Consider the following 18,274-nt stretch of genomic DNA (forward strand, 5'->3'; position numbering starts at 1 on the left):
GCGCAGCTCGCCAAAAAAAGCGCAAGCGCTAGCGAAGCCGCCGGCCCGGCGAACTGCTGCCATGTCTTCACTGCTCGTCCGAACCGAACCAAGGCCGGCCGTCACCTTGCACCGCGAGCGGGCGTTTCAGCGATTGTCAGGGCCTCGGGTATCGCCGCCGCGACAGTCGGGCCACGCCGGATCATCACGACCCCGCGCACACGGAGGATTTGCCCGCGGATTGCGGCAGGTTCAAGCCCACTCTCGCGAAAAGCCGCCATGTCACGTTCGAGTATAGTTACCGTCAATGCCCCAGAGTTTGGTGGGCCGAAGTTCACATAGGTGATCCGACCTTGGGTCCTGACGCTCGAAACACGGCCTTGAATGACCGAAAAACGGCCATCCGCGCCGCGCAAGGTTGCCGCGTCACTGGCCGAGATGATGGCTTCAGGCCGAGCCCAGAGGCCAAGCCGGCCGGCAACGGCCACATTCTCTGCGATCTCCAGACGGCGCCAGCATTCCCGCGAAAGCTGCTTGGTCGGCGTCAGCCGTGCAAGACCAGCCGACAGAAGCGATGTTTCGAACGGCTCCTCACCGACGAATCCTTGCGCCGGAATGCGGCCGTGGCGATTCGGCGGACCAAGCGCCGCGAGCTTCAGACCCGCAACCGGCTCAGGTGTTGCGTCTCCCTGGAGGGCGACAAGGCGGAATCGCCTACCGTCCTGGCCAGCCAGTCCCAACGGACCATCGGCGCGCAGCCCTGGAACCTCCATGGCCCCTTCCGAAACGCAAGCGGCGGCCACAGGGGCCGCCGCAAAACTCACCAGCAAGGCGGCAAGGGCGATGTCCCGCCCTGCCATGATCAGTCCTTGCGGTTCTGGCGATGGGTGATCAGGTCGTCGACCACTGCCGGATCGGCCAGCGTCGACGTATCGCCGAGCGCACCGAACTCGTCCTCGGCGATCTTGCGCAGGATGCGGCGCATGATCTTGCCGGACCGGGTCTTCGGCAGGCCCGGCGAGAACTGGATCAGGTCGGGCGAGGCGATCGGGCCGATCTCCTTGCGCACCCAGGCGACCAGTTCCTTGCGCAATTCCTCGGTCGGCTGTTCGCCAGTCATCAGGGTGACATAGGCATAGATGCCCTGGCCCTTGATGTCGTGCGGATAGCCGACCACAGCCGCTTCCGAGACCTTCGGATGGGCCACGAGGGCCGATTCCACCTCGGCCGTGCCCATGCGGTGGCCGGACACGTTGATCACGTCATCGACGCGACCGGTGATCCAGTAATACCCATCGGCATCGCGGCGGCAGCCGTCGCCGGTGAAATACTTGCCGGGATAGGTCGAGAAATAGGTCTGCACGAAGCGCTCGTGATCGCCGAACACGGTACGCATCTGGCCCGGCCACGAATCGGCGATCACCAGATTGCCCTCGGTAGCACCCTCCAATGGCTTACCTTCGGCATCGACCACTTCCGGCTTCACGCCAAAGAACGGCCGTGTTGCGGAACCCGGCTTCAAGGCGGTCGCGCCCGGAAGCGGCGTGATCAGGATGCCGCCGGTCTCGGTCTGCCACCAGGTGTCGACGATCGGGCAACGCTGGTCGCCCACCACTCGGTGATACCATTCCCAGGCTTCCGGATTGATCGGCTCACCGACCGAGCCGAGGAGACGCAGGGAGGCCCGCGACGTCTTCTTCACCGGCTCCTCGCCGGCTCCCATCAGGGAGCGGATCGCCGTTGGCGCCGTGTAGAACGTGTTGACCTTGTGCTTGTCGACGACATCCCAGAACCGGGATATCGACGGATAGGTCGGGATGCCCTCGAACATCAGCGTGGTCGCGCCATTGGCGAGCGGGCCGTAGACGATATAGCTGTGCCCGGTCACCCAGCCCACATCGGCCGTGCACCAGTAGATGTCGCCATCCTTGTAGTCGAAGACATATTGGTGGGTCATCGAGGCGAAGACGAGATAGCCGCCGGTGGTGTGCAGCACGCCCTTCGGCTTGCCGGTGGAACCTGACGTGTAGAGGATGAACAGTGGATCCTCGGCATTCATCGGCTCGGGCGCGCACTCATCCGGCACCTTGGCGGCGAGATCGCCGTAGTAATGGTCGCGGCCTTCCTTCATCGCCACCGCGGAGCCGGTCCGCTTCACGACGATAACGCTCTTCACGACGCCAGGGATCTTGTCGCAGGCGGCATCCACATTGACTTTCAGCGGAACCTTGCGGCCTCCGCGCAGGCCTTCGTCGGCGGTGATCACGACATCCGTCGCGGCATCCTCGATGCGCCCGGCAAGGCTGTCCGGCGAGAAGCCGCCGAAAACGATGGAATGAACGGCGCCAACGCGGGTGCAGGCGAGCATCGCATAGGCGGCTTCCGGGATCATCGGCAGATAGATGGTGACCCGGTCGCCCTTCTTGACGCCCTGGCTCTTGAGCACGTTCGCCCATTTCATCACCTGAGCATGCAGCTGCCGATAGGTGATCTTCGCATCATCCTTGGGGTCATCGCCTTCCCAGATGATCGCGACCTGGTCGGCGCGCTTGGCCAGATGCCGGTCGACGCAATTGTAGGACACATTGGTCGTGCCGTCCTCGAACCAGCGGATCGACACATTGTGCGGGTCGTAGGAGGTGTTCTTGACCTTGGTATAGGGCGTGAACCAGTCGATCCGCTTGCCGTGCTCGCCCCAGAAGGCGTCCGGTGTCTTGATCGAGGCCTCGTACATCGCCTTGTACTTGGCGTCGTCGACATAGGCCCTCGAGGCCCATTCGGCACTGACGGGATAGAGCTTTTCCGACGACATGGGCTGCAGTCCCTCTTCACATATCGCCATCAGCGACGCGATGGCTGGTCGTTTCCTCAAGCAGTCTTGCTGCGACTGGCTTCGATTTCGGCGCGACAATACGTCTTCGCGCTTCGGAGTCTCAAGAGAGAGAACGTCACACTTTGGTCGTTGACCTTTAGACGGAGCCGCCCCGCCGATCGGCAGCATTGACCCTCTTGGGCTACCGCTTCAAGGTCCGGCGCGGCAGAGGAGGCGGATGTGCAGCAACTTGCAGGGCTCGATGAGATCTTGTCGCAGAGCACGGAGGCGGGCGAGGTCCCGGGTGTTGCGGCAGCCGTCGGCACGCATGACAGAATCCTCTATCAGGGCGCCTTCGGCCGCCGCAGCCTGTCCACACCCGATCCTATGAACCTTGACACGGTCGCCTGGATTGCCTCGATGACCAAGGCGGTGACGACAGTTGCCCTCCTGCAACTGGTCGAGCAGGGCCGGATTGATCTGGACGCGCCAGCTGGCCGCTATTGCCCCGAAATCGGCGCAGTTCGGGTGCTGGAGAGCTTTGCTGATGACGGCACGCCGCGCCTTCGTCCGCCGTCCGGGCCTGTAACGGTCTGCCATCTGCTCACCCACACCTCCGGCTACTCCTACGACTTCGCGTCCGCCGCGATCCGCAAATACATGAAGGCAACCGGCCTGCCGCCGACCAACAGCGGCAAGCGCGCGTCCCTGGGCGCCCCGTTGATCGCCGATCCCGGAAACCAGTTCATCTACGGCATCTCGACCGACTGGGCCGGGCAGATCGTCGAGGCCGTTTCGGGCGAGACGCTTGGCGACTATTGCCGCACGAACATCTTCGATCCGCTCGGCATGGCCGACACGATGTTCAAGCTGGGCGCGAGCCAGCATGCCCGCCGCGCCACGGTCCATGCAGTCAAGGAAGACGGCAGCTTCGTACCTACCGAGATGGTGGTGGAGCAGAACCCGGAATTCGCCTCCGGCGGTGGCGGGCTCTATTCGACGGTTGGCGACTATCTGACCTTCACGCGGATGATCCTCGCCGGCGGTAGGCTGAACGGCCAACAGATCTTGTCCCGTGAGTCGGTCGCAAGCCTCAGACGGGACGAGATTCCGCATCTCACCATTCCGGGCCTGCCGCTCTTCTCGCCGATGGGTCCGCGCGTCGCCGACTTCTTTCCGGGCAAGCCGACCGGCTGGTCACTCGCGTTCCAGATCAACCGCGAGGCGACCCCAGAGGGCCGCTCGGTGGGATCGCTGTTCTGGGGCGGTTTTGCCAACACCTTCTACTGGATCGATCCCATTCGGGACATCACCGGCGTTTTCATCACGCAGATCGTGCCGTTCTTCGATCCGCGCGCGGTGAAGTTGTTCAAGGAATTCGAGACAGAAGTCTATCGGAGGCTATGACGCCGACGGTTGGCCGCCCTACTCGGCCGCCTTCGGCAGGCTCACGCCCGCGTCCTTCAGCACGTCTGCCGTGTCCTGGCCAAGTTTCGGCGGAGCCAACCGCGTCGAGGCGGGGCTGGCCGAATAATTCACCGGGTGCTTCATGTCGACCCAGGTATAGCCATCCGGATGGGCATGCTTGCTGAAGAAACCCACCGCCTTCAGGTGCGGATCGTTCATCAGGTCGTCAAACCGGTTGATCGGCGCGAACGGGATCGCCTTCTCGGTCAGCACCTTGGCCCAGTCGTCATTGGTGCGGGTCGCCACCATCCCGTCCATCATGGAATAGAGCTCCTTGATGTTCACCATCCGCGCCCTGTAGGTCGAGAATTTCGGATCCGTGTTGAGCTCCGGTCGTCCCGCCAGCGCGAAGAAATCGGACCAGTTCTTGTCGCTGTAGGGCAGGATGCCGATCCAGCCGTCCTTGGACTGGTAGGGCCGGCGGTCAGGATTGTGGATGCGGCCATAGCCAAAGCCCGAACCTTCAGGGGCGGGATCATAGACATGCCCGTAGAGATTCTCGTGCATCACGAAATGGGTGTAGCACTCGAACATCGGCACTTCGACAAACTGGCCCTCGCCGGTGCGCTGCTTGTGGAATAGCGCCGCGATCACCGCCTGGACCATGAACAGGCCGACCGTCTTGTCGGCGGCGAGCGTCGGCAGGTAACGCGGCGCCGGATTGCCATCGACGCGCGGCAGGATGTCGGCGCCGCCCGAGATACCCTGGATCAGGTCGTCATAGGCCGGGCGCCCGGCATAGGGACCATCCGCGCCAAAACCGGCAGCGTGCACATAGATCAGGTTCGGAATGCGGGCCTTCAGACTGTCATAGTCCATGGTCAGGCGGGCCGCCGTGTCCATCCGCATGTTGGAGCAGACGACGTCGCAGGTCTGCGCCAATGCGATGCAGGCTTCCTGGTCCTCCGGGCGCTTCAGGTCGAGCGCCACGGACTTCTTGTTCTTGTTGTACATCATGTAGAGCGGGCCCATGCCCGGCCCTGCTGCCTCCGGCCAGGTCCCCGGCCAGCGCATGATGTCGCCGCCGCCCTCACCGGGGCTCTCGACCTTGATGATCTCGGCGCCCATGTCGCCCAGCAGCATCGTGGCATAAGGCCCGAGGATCACCGCGGTCAGATCGAGGATGCGGATGCCGGCAAGAGGTCCGCGAGGGGTCGGTGCAGCGTCGGTCATCATGAACCCGGATGAAATGAGGTTTCGCTCAATCTAGCGCGGACCACGCCGAATGCGAACCCTCGCATCCGAAACCGCGCCCTGCACCGGCCGCAGGCGGATGTCAGGCCGGATCGACGCCGCCCATGGTGCAAATCAGCTCCCATTCAGCTTCGGTCACCGGCTGCACGGACAAGCGCGATAGCTTCATCAACGCCATGTCGGCCAGCCGCGGCTCACCCTTGATGGTGGCAAGCGACACGGGAGTCTTGAGTGGCTTGACCGCCTTGATCTCGACCACCACCCAAGGCTCGGCGGCCTCTGCTGTGGGATCCGGATAGGCTTCGCGGGTCACCTCCACGATGCCGACGATCTCCTTGCCTTCGTTGGAATGGTAGAAGAAGCCGCGCTCGCCGACCTTCATCCGCATGAGATTGAGCTTGGCGGCGTGATTGCGCACGCCGTCCCAGAAGGTTCCCTTGTCGCCGGCCTTCACCTGGGCATCCCAGGACCATTTGAAGGGTTCGGACTTGTAGAGCCAATGCGCCATGTCAGACCCCGGCCTTCGGCGCCTCGCCGGCGGAGGGAATGAGTTTGCGGAACGTGTCCAGCTCGGTCACGAAACGCTCGAACTCGGCCAGCGTCATCACCGACTTCGCATCCGATATCTCGACCGAGACGATCGGCTCGCCATCGCCACGGCGCTTCATCAGCTTGGCGACCGGAAAGGTCACGGCATGGGTCAGGTCGAAGGGGTGGGTCTCCGCCACCACGTCCGATCCGATCACCTTCGTCGCAGCCTCGACGCCACGGGCCAGTTTCTCGAAGAAATTCGCCATTTCCGCCTACTCCGCTCGCTGCGGTCGCGCCATGAGCTGCGCGATCGCCTGATTGACGTCGATGAGGCCGCCGAGCACCGCATCGATCGCCTCCGCGATCGGCATGGTGATCCCCTTTGACCTTGCCTTCTCGACAAGTATTTCGGCGGTCAGCGCGCCTTCGGCAAGCGCTCCCTTGCCCGAGAGGAGATCGAGGCCCTTGCCCTCACCAAGCGCGAGGCCGAGCGCAAAGTTCCGCGACTGGCTGGACGAGCAGCTCAAGATGAGGTCGCCGAGGCCCGAAAGCCCCATCAATGTTTCCGGATTGGCCCCAAAAGCACGGCCGAACCGCATGAGCTCGGCAAAGCCGCGGGCCGCGATGGCCGCCGATGCACTGGCCCCAAGCCGCCTGCCTGCGACAATGCCAGCAGCAATCGCCAGCACATTCTTGGCGGCACCGCCGATCTCGACGCCGCGCATATCGGTGGAATGGTAGAGCCGGAAGGTCGGGGTGCCCAGCTTCTCGGCAATCTGACGAGCCAGCGCCTCGTCGGCAGCTGCAACCGTCACCGCTGTCGGGAGGCCCTTCTCGACATCGGCGGCGAAGCTCGGCCCCGACAGGATGGCCGGAACGGCATTGGGCGCGGCCTCAGCCACCACCTCGGTCATGAACCGGCCGGTTCCGCGCTCGATGCCCTTGGCACAGACCACCAGCGGCGTTCCTCTGGCGATCAATGGCTGAATCTGCTCGGCAACACGGCGCAATGACTGCGCCGGCACAACAGCCAGAACGATGCCGCCAAGCGCCGCATCACTCAGCGCCGCTGTGGCCATCACACCATCCTGAATCCGACACCCCGGCAGATGGCGCTCATTGCTGCGCTTCCGGTTGATCTCGTCGACCACAGCCGGGTCGCGTGACCAGATCAGCGTGCGATGCCCGCCACGGGCCGCCGCATTGGCCAACGCTGTCCCCCAGGCGCCGCCGCCCAGCACGGAAACCGCCGGGCCCCCTGTCGATGTCATGCCTTGGCTCCCAGTCGCCCCGAGCCGATCGTAACCGAGCCAGCATCGAGCGGCCAGCGCGCCCGTGGTGCCGTATCGAGCGGATCGGTGAAGCCCAGCCGGAACCGCTCGGCGCCCGCCCAGGCGATCATCGCGCCATTGTCGGTGCAAAGCTTGGGCGGTGGCACGACGAGGGCAAGGCCCATGCTCGCGGCCGTCTCGGCGAGGACCCGCTTCAGCGTCTGGTTGGCGCCAACGCCTCCAGCGACAACCAGAGCCGTCGGCTCGCCGAAGCGCTGGCGGAAAAGGCGGATCGCGACGCGCGATCGATCCGCCACAACGTCGGCCACGGCCTGCTGGAACGAGGCAGAGAGATCTGCGACATCAGTCTCCGAGAGATTGCCGCTGTCGTCCATCAACCGCTCGGCCTCGATCCTGACCGCGGTCTTGAGGCCGGACAGGGAGAAGTCGGGCTCGGGACGGCCGGCCAGCGGCCGCGGCAGGGCAAAGCGCGCGGGGTTGCCGACAAGCGCCCGCTGCTCAATCTCAGGCCCGCCCGGATAGGGCAGACCCATCAGCTTGGCCGCCTTGTCGAAGGCCTCGCCGATCGCATCGTCGATCGTCGTGCCGAGCTTGGCATAGGCGCCGACCCCGGTGACGGCGAGCAGCTGCGTGTGGCCACCGGAAACCAGCAAGAGGAGATAGGGAAAGGCGACATTGTCCGTCAGCCGAGCCGTCAGAGCGTGAGCCTCGAGATGATTGACCGCAATCAGCGGCTTACCCGTGACCAGCGCCATCGCCTTGGCTGTCGTCAATCCGACCAGGACGCCGCCAATCAACCCCGGCCCCGCAGCCGACGCGATCGCATCCATGTCGGAAGCCCGCATGCCCGCTTGGTCGAGAGCCTCTAGCACAACGCGGTCGACGACCTCGACATGGGCACGGGCCGCAATCTCCGGCACCACGCCGCCATAGGGCGCGTGATCCTCGATCTGGGCACGCACGACATTGGACAGGATCGTGCCCCGGCCATCCTTCTCCACCCGCACAACGGCGGCGGCGGTCTCGTCGCAAGTCGTTTCGATTCCGAGCACGAGCATGGGAGGATTTGCGGGTCCGGCACGAGGAGTCTATCGGTCGCGGCACCGGTCGCTATGATCCGGCGCCGGCCCCCGCCTAACACTGGACCTTCCCATGGCGCAATCGCCCTTCCTTCGCATCGGCACCCGCGGCTCGCTCCTGGCCCTTGCCCAGGCGCATCAGGTGCGCAGCTTGCTTGCCGCCGCCCATGGAGTTGCCGAAGACACCATCGCGGTCGAGATCATCAAGACATCCGGCGACATCATCCAGGACCGGCCTTTGTCGGAAGCCGGCGGCAAGGGCCTTTTCACCAAGGAGATCGAGGAAGCGCTATTCGCAGGCACAATCGATCTGGCCGTCCATTCCTCCAAGGACATGCCGACCGTGCTCCCCGACGGCCTCGGTTTGACGGCCTTCCTCGAGCGTGAGGACGTCCGCGAGGCCTTCATCGGATATCAGGTGAAGAACCTGGCCGAACTGCCCAGAGGCGCCGTCTTCGGTTCGTCCTCGCTGCGCCGCCAGGCCCAGCTGCGCCGCGAGCGGCCGGACCTCGACATCGTCATGTTCCGCGGCAATGTGCAGACACGCCTCGGCAAGGTGTCGAGCGGCCAGGTTTCTGGCACTCTCCTGGCGCTGGCAGGCCTTCGGCGCCTTGGCATCGCCAATGTTGCAACCGAGATCATCGAGGCGGACCGGTTCCTCCCAGCCGTCGGCCAGGGCGCCATTGGCATCGAAACGCGCCTCGGCGACCAGCGAACGCGCGAGCTCCTCGCCGCCATCAACCACCCCGCAACTGCCACTGCGCTCACCGCGGAGCGCGCGTTCCTGAACGTTCTCGACGGCTCCTGCCGCACTCCCATTGCCGGGCTTGCCACGATCAATGGTGGGAGCATTCGCTTTGCCGGTGAGATTCTCAGGCCCGACGGTAGCGAGAGCCACGCCACGACCCGCGAGGGTGGCCTCGCCGAGGCCCAAGCCCTCGGCCGGGATGCTGGTGAGGAGCTGAAAGCGCGGGCGCCCGCAGGCTTCTTCGGCGCAGCCTGATGTCCGGCCGCGGCTCCGTTCTCGTGACACGGCCGGAGCCAGAGGCCCGGCGCACCGCGGAGAAACTCGCCGCACTTGGCTGGCAGCCCATCGTCGCACCCCTCATGGTGGCGCAGGCAATGCCCGATTCACCACCCATGACCGGGTTCGACGCCGTCGCCATGACCAGCGCCCGGGCTGTCGAATATATGCGCGCGGCCGATCGGGCCGCGTTGGCTGACCTGCCTGCCTTTGCGGTCGGCGCCCGGACGGCCGATGCTATGCGCTCAGCCGGATTCCGGCATGTGGCCTCAGCGGATGGCGACGTGACGGCCCTGGCGGCCCTGATTGCCGGCTCAGGCATGAAGGCCGGCGGCCGCGTCGCGCATATCGGCGGCCAAGACCGGGCCGGCGATCTGTCTGGTCTGGTCGCAATATCGGGCATCAAGGTCGAAACCATCGCGGTCTATCGCATGGCGCCCGTGACTGAATTGCCCGAAATCGCGCACAGGGCGCTTGAAGACGGATCGATTGTCGCAATCGTGCATTATTCTCCGAGATCTGCCGAGATTTTCCGAGATCTCATCTGCGCGGACAGACTGATCGGAGCCGCCGCCCGAGCTCGCCATGTCTGCCTGTCCAGCCAGGTTGCCGAACCGCTGCGCACGGTCTTTGGTGCGACGATCACCATCGCCCGCGAGCCAAACGAACCATCCTTGCTTGAAGCCCTCGGTGCCTGACGCGGTTGCGGGCGGCAGCCCCGGGGGATAGACCTTGGGAGGGCCCCCTCCGGGAGACATGTGATATGGCGACCGATAATCGCGCAACGGGCGACCAGAAGCAGACGCGGCGCGGAAAATCGCCCGTCATCACACTTGAAGCGACCGAGATTGCCGCCGCCACCACCGAGCAGACCGCAGCGACGGTCGAGGGTACCGAGCCTGCGGCAGGGCCGGAGGTGGCTGAAGCTTCGCCGTCCGACACCATACCTGGGCCGCCAGAACCGGCAGTGCCTGATTCCGCTCCGACCGACGAGCCGTCGGAAACTGCTTCAGGGCGCGCACAGCCATCCGACGGCGACCATGGCCCCGCATCGTCTGTTGAACAATCCGCGCCCGCGTTGGACCGGGTCGCCGAGCCGGCCCGCACGCCGGAGCCCCCGGCAGCCGGTTTTGGCCGCCTTGTGGCTGCTGGCCTGATCGGCGCCCTGCTGACGGGAGGGCTCGCAATCGGAGCTCAGGTCGCGGGGATCGTTCCGGGCACGAATCCACCTGTCACCCCCGATATCCAGGCGCGCCTTGCCGCTATGGACCAGGCTTTGAAGGATGTCGCGGCCCGGCCACTACCCGCAAGCGCAGGAGCCAACATTGCTCCCGACCTTGCGCCCCTGCGGCAGCAGATGGAATCGGCGGTAGCAAGCCTCGAACGACGGCTCAAGGCTCTGGAGGATCGCCCGGCACCGGCTGTGTCCACCGGGACGGCCGCACCCGCACCGACGGTCGATCTTGAACCGCTCAATCGTGAGATCACCGCTCTGAAGGCGGCGATGACTGCCCTCAATCAGCCCCGCCCGCCCACTCCGACCGCTGCCATCGATCCTGCACTTGTCGACCAGCGCATTCGGGCGGCTATCCAGCCGCAGACCGATCGCATCGGCGTCCTGGACGGTCGTCTTCAAGGGACAAACGCGGATCTGAAGGCGCTAGCGGACAATCTCCAGGCGCTCGGTGCGAAGATCGCTGTGCTGGACGCAGCGCGGGGTCAGGGTGACGCCCTCGGCCAGAAGGCGGCGCTCGTCGTCGGTCTGCAACTGCTGCGCTCGGCGGCTGACCGTGGCGGCCCCTATGGTTCGGAACTGGCGGCCGCCAAGGCGCTCGGTGCAGACACCACAGCCCTGCAGCCTCTCGAAGCCGCTGCGGCGACCGGACTTGCGACGCGTGACGCATTGGCAATGCGATTTGCAACGCTCGCACCGGCCATCCAGCGCGCCGGCACGCCCGCGCCGGAAGGCGGGGTCATCGACCGCCTGACAGCAAGCGCCCAGTCACTGGTGCGCGTCCGACCCGTGGGGGAGACCTCTGGTGACGATGTCGGCGCCGTGGTTGGACGCGTCCAAGCCAAGCTGGCGCGCAATGACCTTGCCGGCGCCATCGCGGATGCCGACAGGCTACCCGCTGCAGCCAAGGCCCTGGCCCAGGGTTGGCTGACCGAGGCCGGTGCCCGCCTCGCCGCCGACACCGCCTTGCAACGCACGACAGCTCAGGCGCTTACCGCGCTTGGCACCCGCTAGGAGCAGACGGATGATTCGCGTTGTTCTGTTTCTGGTTCTCCTCGCCTTTCTGGCGACCGGCGCGGCCTGGATCGCCGATCAGCCTGGCACCGTGACCATGGTCTGGCTCGGCCGGCAGATCGAGTTCGAGGTCCTCACCGGCGTCATCGGACTTGTCCTGCTCGCAGCCGCCATCATGGCAGCAATCGGCATTCTGAAATGGTTGATTGCCAGTCCGGCGGTCGCCGCCCGCTCGATGGAACGCCGTCGGGCTGCCAAGGGTCAGGACGCGATCACCCGTGGGATCGTCGCCATCGGCGCCGGCGACCGTCGTTCTGCCGAGAAATTTGCAGCCGAGGCCGAGAAGCTCGCGCCGGCCGCCCCGCTCACTCTGCTCTTGCGCGCCCAAACAGCTCAGCTCGCGGGCGACCGCCCCGGCGCCGAGGCTGCCTTCCGCGCCATGATCGACAAGCCCGAGACGCGCGTTCTCGGTCTGCGCGGCCTCTATGTCGAGGCACAGCGGCGGTCAGATACCGCAGCGGCTCGTGCCATTGCCGACGAGGCCGTCAAGGCCTCCGCCACGGCCGGCTGGGCCGCGCAGGCCGTGCTTGAAGACCAGGGACGATCGGGAGATTGGGACGGCGCGCTCACCAGCCTGGAGCGCCAATATGCGGCCCGCGTGATCGACAAGGACACAGCCAAGCGCCGTCGTGCCGTTCTGCTCACGGCTAAGGCCACCATGCTGGTCGACCATGATCCGGCCATGGCGAAGGCACTCGCCATTGAAGCCAATGGCCTTGCCTCTGATCTGGTTCCGGCAGCAACCTTGGCTGGACGGCTGCTGGCCGCCGATGGCGACACGCGGAAAGCCTCGCGCCTGCTGGAAGCGGCATGGAAGCTGTCGCCTCATCCCGATCTCGCCGAGACCTATGCGATCGCCCGAAGCGGCGATTCCCGCCTCGATCAGCTAAAGCGCGTCGAACATCTTGCCCGCAGCACGCCGTCTCATCCCGAAAGCCTGCTGGCCGTTGCGCGGGCCGCGATCGATGCCGGCGAATTCGCCGTCGCACGCCGTGCTCTCGAGGAAGCGACCGGCAGCGCGCCGACACAGCGCGCCTGCCTTCTGATGGCGGAACTCTCGGCCAAGGATGGCAATGACCAGGGCCATGCGCGGGAGTGGATGGCACGCGCCCTCAGGGCTGCCCGCGATCCGGTTTGGACGGCTGATGGGCAGACCAGCGACGTCTGGTTGCCGGTTTCCCCTGTTACAGGCAGGCTTGATGCCTTCGAATGGAAAGTGCCGGTCGCAGAGCTCGGCGGCCCGATCCTGCATGTCGACGATGTTCTGGCGGACGCCCACGAGCCGGAAACACCGGTGATCGATATGCTGCCCGCTGCTGCGCCGGAGCCTGCCCCGGTTGAGATCGTCGCTGAGCCCGTGGTTCCTGCGCCCCCTATGGCCGAACCGGCTCCGCCGGTCGCGCAATACGCGGCAGAGGTCGAGCTGGCAGCACGCGTCCCTGAGCCTGCAAACAAGGACAGATCGGTTCCCGCTGAAACCGTCTTTCCGATCGCTCGCGCCCCCGATGATCCGGGACCGGACCAGCCAGCAACCCCACCGAAACGGCTGTCCCTTTTCGGCAGCTGACGCGATGGGTTCTTGCGGGCGCCATCCCGGCCGTGACATAGAGGGCGCAACGGTCCCGTAGCTCAGCAGGATAGAGCAGCGGTTTCCTAAACCGAAGGTCAGGGGTTCGAATCCCTTCGGGACCGCCAGATATCAGCGCCGAATTGGGTGCTCTTCTCGCAATGCGCCGCGTCAACCTGCGGGCTTGTCAGCCACCGCGGGTTCTGCCGGCTTCTTCAGGCGCAATGGCGGGCTTGTTGCCTCGAAATCGTCGACCCGCTTGTCATAGATCGGCGAAATCGTGCCGCAGACGCGGTCCCAGAACGAAAAGTAATTGGCATAATTATAGCGGAACTCGGCGTGGTGCTGATCGTGATAGGTCGTGCACAGCATGGGCGAGGGATAACGCGCGGTCTTCGACGCGAAATATTCAAAACCGGCATGGCCGAACGTGCCGTTGATCTGGTCGAAAGCCCGGTGCAGCAGCAGGATGACCGCCGGGAACGGCACCAGGAACACGATCACCATGTAGAAGCCCTGCGACATGGCCGTATCGACATGGCCGATGGAATCGTTGCTCCACACCGTCGGCGCGACGCTGCGATGATGCAGCGCATGGAAGCGATAGAACGGCTTGGTGTGCAGCAGGCGATGCGCGAAGTAGAACCAGGCGTCGAACAGCACCATGCAGAACAGGAACAGCGGCACGGCGTTCCACCAGGTGAGGGTCCAGGGCGTGAGCGCCCAACCCTGCTGCTGCGCGAAGATCCCGATTGTCACCACCAGACAGGTCACGAAGATGGATTCGATGCTCTGACGGATCTCAACCGCCTTTCGGATCTCGCCGCGCCGCGACTTCTGAATGCGCCGCTCCGGATTGCGGTCGTTCAGCCATGTGATGCCGTAGCCAAGGGCGAAATAGAGCGCCACGGTAGCGGCATAGATTGCAGCCAGCAGGAGCGCGAAATCCTGAGCGGCCTTCAGCACGGCATCCATGGTGGTTCTCCGGTAAACGGCGGCATCTTAACGGGTCATGGCCGGGGTGACACGGCCTTCCTCGCCTGACCTCAGCCCCTCGATCCAAAAATCGCACTGCCGACCCGGACATGGGTCGCGCCCATGGCAACCGCAATCGGATAATCCGCGCTCATCCCCATAGAGATGACCTTCAGGCCGTTGCGGCGGGCAATCGACGTCAGCAACGCAAAATGTGGCGCAGGCGGCTCATCGGCGGGCGGAATGCACATGACCCCCTCGACATCCAGTCCGTACTGCTCTCGGCAGGCCAGAATGAAGGCATCGGCCTGCTCTGGCAGAATGCCACCCTTCTGCGGTTCGGCACCGGTATTCACCTGGACGAGGAAACGTGGCGGCTTCCGACCAGCCGCCTTCTGGATTTCCTTCTGCAACTCCTTGGCGAGCGACGGACGGTCCAGGCTCTCGATCACGTCGAACAGAGCGACCGCATCCTTGGCCTTGTTGGACTGCAGCGGCCCAATCATGTGAACCTCCGCATCCGGATAGCGTGCCCGCAGCGCCGGCCACTTGTCCTTTGATTCCTGGACATAGTTCTCGCCGAACACCCGCTGTCCAGCCGCCAGAACCGGCTCGATCGCTTCAGCCGGAAAGGTCTTCGACACGGCAACCAGCGTGACATCGCCCGCGGGACGCTTTGCGGCTGAGGTCGCATCCGCAATCGCGGCCTTGACCTCCGTGAGGCGGGAAACGGCATCTGACATGGCTGGCACTCCGGATCTGGCCCGATCCGCTACCGTGTAAATGGTTGACCGGTCCAGACCTTTCGTGTGTTGTCCGGCCTCGCTTTTCAACGCCCCGCGCCTGGCTGTCTGCCATGCAACGGCTGCCCCGCATGGCCAAATCGCTGATCATGACGACTGAACGCTACAATGCCCGCACCGCCGAACCCAAATGGCGGGGCGTCTGGGACGCCAACAAGATCTTCGAGACGAAGAACGGCGATCCGCGGCCGAATTATTATGTCCTCGAGATGTTCCCCTATCCCTCGGGGCGCATCCATATGGGCCACGTCCGCAACTATGCGATGGGCGATGTGGTGGCGCGCTACAAGCGCGCCAAGGGCTTCAACGTCCTGCACCCGATGGGCTGGGATGCCTTCGGCCTGCCGGCCGAGAATGCCGCCATGGCCTCGAAGGTCCACCCGAAGGAATGGACCTACAAGAACATCGAGACGATGAAAGCCCAGCTGAAGAGCATGGGCCTCTCGCTTGACTGGTCGCGCGAGATCGCCACCTGCGATCCGAGCTATTACCGGCACCAGCAGAAGCTGTTCAACGATTTCATGAAGGCCGGGCTGGTCGAGCGGCGTTCGGCCAAGGTCAACTGGGACCCGGTGGACCAGACCGTGCTCGCCAACGAACAGGTGATCGACGGCCGCGGCTGGCGCTCGGGGGCGCTCGTTGAGCAGCGCGAACTGACCCAGTGGTTCTTCAAGATCACCACCTTCAGCGACGAATTGCTCACCGCCCTCGACGGCCTCGATCGCTGGCCGGACAAGGTCCGGCTGATGCAGAAGAACTGGATCGGCCGCTCCGAGGGCCTGATGGTCCGCTGGGCGCTGGACGCTGCCACCGCACCCGCCGGCCAGTCGGAACTGGAAATCTACACGACACGGCCGGACACACTGTTCGGCGCCGCCTTCATGGCGATCGCGCCGGATCATCCGCTGGCGAAGGCCGCCGCCGAGAGCAATCCGGCGCTTGCAGCCTTCTCCGACGAATGCCGTCGCATGGGCACGTCGGTCGCGACGCTGGAACAGGCCGAGAAGCTCGGCTTCGACACCGGGATCCGTGCAGTCCATCCGTTTGATCCGACCTGGACGGTCCCCGTCTATGTCGCGAACTTCATTCTGATGGATTACGGCACGGGCGCCATCTTCGGCTGCCCCTCGGGCGACCAGCGCGACATCGAGTTCGCCCGCAAGTACGGCCTGCCCTTCGCGACGGTCGTACGCCCGCCCGACGCAGGAGATGACTTTACCGTCACCGACACGCCGCATGACGGCGACGGCGTGATGATCAATTCCCGTTTCCTCAACGGGATGACCACCGACGCCGCCTTTGCCGAGGTTGCCCGGCGGCTCGAGGCAGCAACCCTCGGCAATGTACCGGTCGCCCAGCGCAAGGTGAACTTCCGCTTGCGCGACTGGCTGATCTCCCGCCAGCGCTACTGGGGCTGTCCGATCCCCGTCATCCATTGCGACGCCTGCGGTCCCGTGCCCGTGCCGGACGCCGACCTGCCGGTGCGCCTGCCCGACGATGCGGACTTCTCCAAGCCGGGCAATCCGCTCGACCGCCATCCGACCTGGAAACACGTCGCTTGCCCGCAATGCGGCGCCAAGGCGCGGCGCGAAACCGATACGATGGACACTTTCGTCGATTCCTCGTGGTATTTCGCGCGCTTCACCGATCCTTGGCGCACTGACAGCCCGACCGATCCGGCAGTGGTCAATGCCTGGCTGCCGGTGGACCAGTATATTGGCGGCATCGAGCATGCGATTCTGCACCTGCTCTATTCGCGCTTCTTCACCCGCGCCATGAAGGCGACCGGCCATGCGGGCCTGGACGAGCCGTTCCGCGGCCTGTTCACGCAAGGCATGGTGGTCCACGAGACCTACCGTCTGACCGATGGCACCTTTGTCACGCCGGCCGAGGTAACGATTACGGGTGAGGGCGACGAGCGGCGAGCCACACTCAAGGGCGGGAACATGCCCATCGAGATCGGCTCGATCGAGAAGATGTCGAAATCGAAGAAGAATGTCGTCGATCCCGACGACATCATCGACACCTACGGCGCCGACACCGCCCGCTGGTTCATGCTGTCGGATTCGCCTCCCGAGCGCGATGTGATCTGGACCGAGGCCGGCGTCGAGGGCGCCAGCCGTTTCGTCCAGCGCGTTTGGCGCCTCGTCGGCGAAATCGCCGAACGCACTGCGGCCGGCGAGCGGGCTCCGGCAACCAGCGAAGCCGCCATTGTCATCCGGCGCGCCGCTCACCAGGCCCTCGCCGCCGTCGGGAGTGATCTGGAGCGCCTCGCCTTCAACCGCTGCGTTGCGCACATCTACACGCTCGCCAATGCCCTGGGCCGGGCTCTGGATGGCATCAAGGGTGACCAGGCCTCGGCCGACCTGTCATCGTCGCTGCGCGAAGCCGGTGATATCCTGGTTCAGCTGGTAGCCCCGATGATGCCGCACTTGGCGGAAGAATGCTGGGCAGCGCTTGGCCATTCGGGCCTCGTCGCCGAGCAGGCTTGGCCGGTGGTCGATGATGCTATCCTTGTCGAGGACACGATGACCTTGCCGGTTCAGGTGAATGGCAAGAAGCGCGCGGACTTGACGATTGCGCGCGACGCGGCCCAGAAAGAGATCGAAGATGCGGCTCTGGCGCTCGAGCCTGTCCAGAAGGCACTCGAGGGCCGACCGGCCAAGAAGATAATTGTCGTACCCCAGAGGATCGTGAATGTGGTCGGCTGACATGTCGCGGCGCCTGGTTCTGAGGGCTCTGGCCATCACGTCTGCGAGCGCGATGCTCGCAGGCTGCTTCACACCGCTCTATGGCGACCCCAATGTCGTATCGGGCGGCAGGGCGGCGCAGAATCAGCTTCGTGAGCTGGATATTCCGGAAATCTCCGGCCGTAGCGGTGTCATTCTTCGCAATGAACTGATCTATCTGACCCAGGGTGGCGGCGGCCGCGCCGCCAATCCGGCTCATGTCCTGAAGGTCAACCTGACCATCGACACGGTGCCTCTGCTGCTCAACACGGCAGCCGGGCGACCCTCGGCTCAGACCGTTTCGCTCACCGCTGCCTACACGATCGTGGCGGTCGGCGGCACCGACGTGCTCTATCGCGGCTCGTCCTTCGCATCGGCCTCATTCGACCGCACGTCCCAGCGCCTGGCGTCCGACCGCGCCATCATCGAGGCGCAGGAACGCGCGGCCAAGACGCTGGCCGAAAACATCGTTACCCAGGTAGCCGGCTGGTACGCGACACGGCCCCGGTAGACG

The 18,274-nt window shown here is 64.9% G+C and carries 16 protein-coding genes and 1 tRNA gene; 8 read left to right on the plus strand and 9 right to left on the minus strand.

The annotated features are described in order from the left end of the window. Window positions 1-101: 101 nt before the first annotated feature. Window positions 102-839, minus strand: a complete 738-nt coding sequence (locus E8L99_RS05455; RefSeq protein WP_137098600.1) for a hypothetical protein — start codon at window positions 837-839, stop codon at window positions 102-104. 2 nt (window positions 840-841) lie between these two features. Then, window positions 842-2,791: an acetate--CoA ligase gene (gene acs / locus E8L99_RS05460; protein ID WP_210421795.1), complete on the minus strand. Its 1,950-nt coding sequence runs from the start codon at window positions 2,789-2,791 to the stop codon at window positions 842-844. A gap of 240 nt (window positions 2,792-3,031) precedes the next feature. On the opposite strand from acs, the gene E8L99_RS05465 reads away from it, so the two are divergent. Next, on the plus strand, window positions 3,032-4,198 hold the full coding sequence (locus tag E8L99_RS05465; protein WP_137098602.1) for a serine hydrolase domain-containing protein: 1,167 nt from the start codon (window positions 3,032-3,034) through the stop codon (window positions 4,196-4,198). Between the two features lie 18 nt (window positions 4,199-4,216). Here E8L99_RS05465 and E8L99_RS05470 read toward each other — a convergent pair whose 3' ends face one another. The 5 genes from E8L99_RS05470 to tsaD form a co-directional block, all read right to left on the minus strand. Further along, window positions 4,217-5,431, minus strand: a complete 1,215-nt coding sequence (locus tag E8L99_RS05470) for a CaiB/BaiF CoA transferase family protein (RefSeq protein WP_252511266.1) — start codon at window positions 5,429-5,431, stop codon at window positions 4,217-4,219. 103 nt (window positions 5,432-5,534) lie between these two features. After that, window positions 5,535-5,960: an EVE domain-containing protein gene (locus tag E8L99_RS05475; RefSeq protein ID WP_137098604.1), complete on the minus strand. Its 426-nt coding sequence runs from the start codon at window positions 5,958-5,960 to the stop codon at window positions 5,535-5,537. A 1-nt stretch (window position 5,961) separates the two neighbouring features. Continuing rightward, entirely contained in the window at window positions 5,962-6,249 is a 288-nt protein-coding gene (locus E8L99_RS05480; RefSeq protein WP_137098605.1) for a hypothetical protein, read from the minus strand. A 6-nt stretch (window positions 6,250-6,255) separates the two neighbouring features. Continuing rightward, on the minus strand, window positions 6,256-7,254 hold the full coding sequence (locus E8L99_RS05485) for an NAD(P)H-dependent glycerol-3-phosphate dehydrogenase (protein WP_137098606.1): 999 nt from the start codon (window positions 7,252-7,254) through the stop codon (window positions 6,256-6,258). Further along, window positions 7,251-8,333 carry a tRNA (adenosine(37)-N6)-threonylcarbamoyltransferase complex transferase subunit TsaD gene (gene tsaD / locus E8L99_RS05490; protein ID WP_137098607.1) on the minus strand — a complete coding sequence of 361 codons (1,083 nt, stop codon included), beginning with the start codon at window positions 8,331-8,333 and terminating at the stop codon, window positions 7,251-7,253. The genes E8L99_RS05485 and tsaD overlap by 4 nt, the downstream gene beginning before the upstream one ends. 94 nt (window positions 8,334-8,427) lie before the next feature. On the opposite strand from tsaD, the gene hemC reads away from it, so the two are divergent. The 5 genes from hemC (at window position 8,428) to E8L99_RS05515 (ending at window position 13,381) form a co-directional block, all read left to right on the plus strand. Next, complete coding sequence (hemC, locus tag E8L99_RS05495; RefSeq protein ID WP_137098608.1) at window positions 8,428-9,357, plus strand: hydroxymethylbilane synthase; 930 nt, start codon at window positions 8,428-8,430, stop codon at window positions 9,355-9,357. Beyond that, window positions 9,357-10,076, plus strand: coding sequence for a uroporphyrinogen-III synthase (locus tag E8L99_RS05500; protein WP_137098609.1), 720 nt, complete (start codon window positions 9,357-9,359; stop codon window positions 10,074-10,076). The genes hemC and E8L99_RS05500 overlap by 1 nt, the downstream gene beginning before the upstream one ends. Before the next feature lie 65 nt (window positions 10,077-10,141). Continuing rightward, window positions 10,142-11,626 carry a mitofilin family membrane protein gene (locus E8L99_RS05505; RefSeq protein ID WP_137098610.1) on the plus strand — a complete coding sequence of 495 codons (1,485 nt, stop codon included), beginning with the start codon at window positions 10,142-10,144 and terminating at the stop codon, window positions 11,624-11,626. Window positions 11,627-11,636: 10 nt separating this feature from the next. Beyond that, entirely contained in the window at window positions 11,637-13,253 is a 1,617-nt protein-coding gene (locus tag E8L99_RS05510) for a heme biosynthesis protein HemY (RefSeq protein ID WP_137098611.1), read from the plus strand. A 51-nt stretch (window positions 13,254-13,304) separates the two neighbouring features. Next, window positions 13,305-13,381: transfer RNA gene (locus E8L99_RS05515), tRNA-Arg, on the plus strand. Window positions 13,382-13,424: 43 nt separating this feature from the next. On the opposite strand, the gene E8L99_RS05520 is transcribed toward E8L99_RS05515, so the two are convergent. Together E8L99_RS05520 and E8L99_RS05525 are read right to left on the minus strand one after the other, a co-directional pair. Then, entirely contained in the window at window positions 13,425-14,228 is an 804-nt protein-coding gene (locus tag E8L99_RS05520) for a sterol desaturase family protein (protein ID WP_137098612.1), read from the minus strand. A gap of 71 nt (window positions 14,229-14,299) precedes the next feature. Next, entirely contained in the window at window positions 14,300-14,971 is a 672-nt protein-coding gene (locus tag E8L99_RS05525) for a YggS family pyridoxal phosphate-dependent enzyme (RefSeq protein WP_137101966.1), read from the minus strand. A gap of 149 nt (window positions 14,972-15,120) precedes the next feature. Here E8L99_RS05525 and leuS point away from each other — a divergent pair, with 149 nt between their 5' ends. Both leuS and lptE read left to right on the plus strand, forming a co-directional pair. Continuing rightward, window positions 15,121-17,742, plus strand: coding sequence for a leucine--tRNA ligase (gene leuS, locus E8L99_RS05530; protein ID WP_137101967.1), 2,622 nt, complete (start codon window positions 15,121-15,123; stop codon window positions 17,740-17,742). Next, window positions 17,729-18,271 (plus strand): LPS assembly lipoprotein LptE, encoded by a 543-nt coding sequence (gene lptE, locus E8L99_RS05535; RefSeq protein WP_137098613.1) that lies wholly within the window; start codon window positions 17,729-17,731, stop codon window positions 18,269-18,271. The genes leuS and lptE overlap by 14 nt, the downstream gene beginning before the upstream one ends. The last annotated feature ends 3 nt before the right edge of the window (window positions 18,272-18,274 follow it).

The organism is Phreatobacter aquaticus, assembly GCF_005160265.1.
Lineage (GTDB): Bacteria > Pseudomonadota > Alphaproteobacteria > Rhizobiales > Phreatobacteraceae > Phreatobacter > Phreatobacter aquaticus.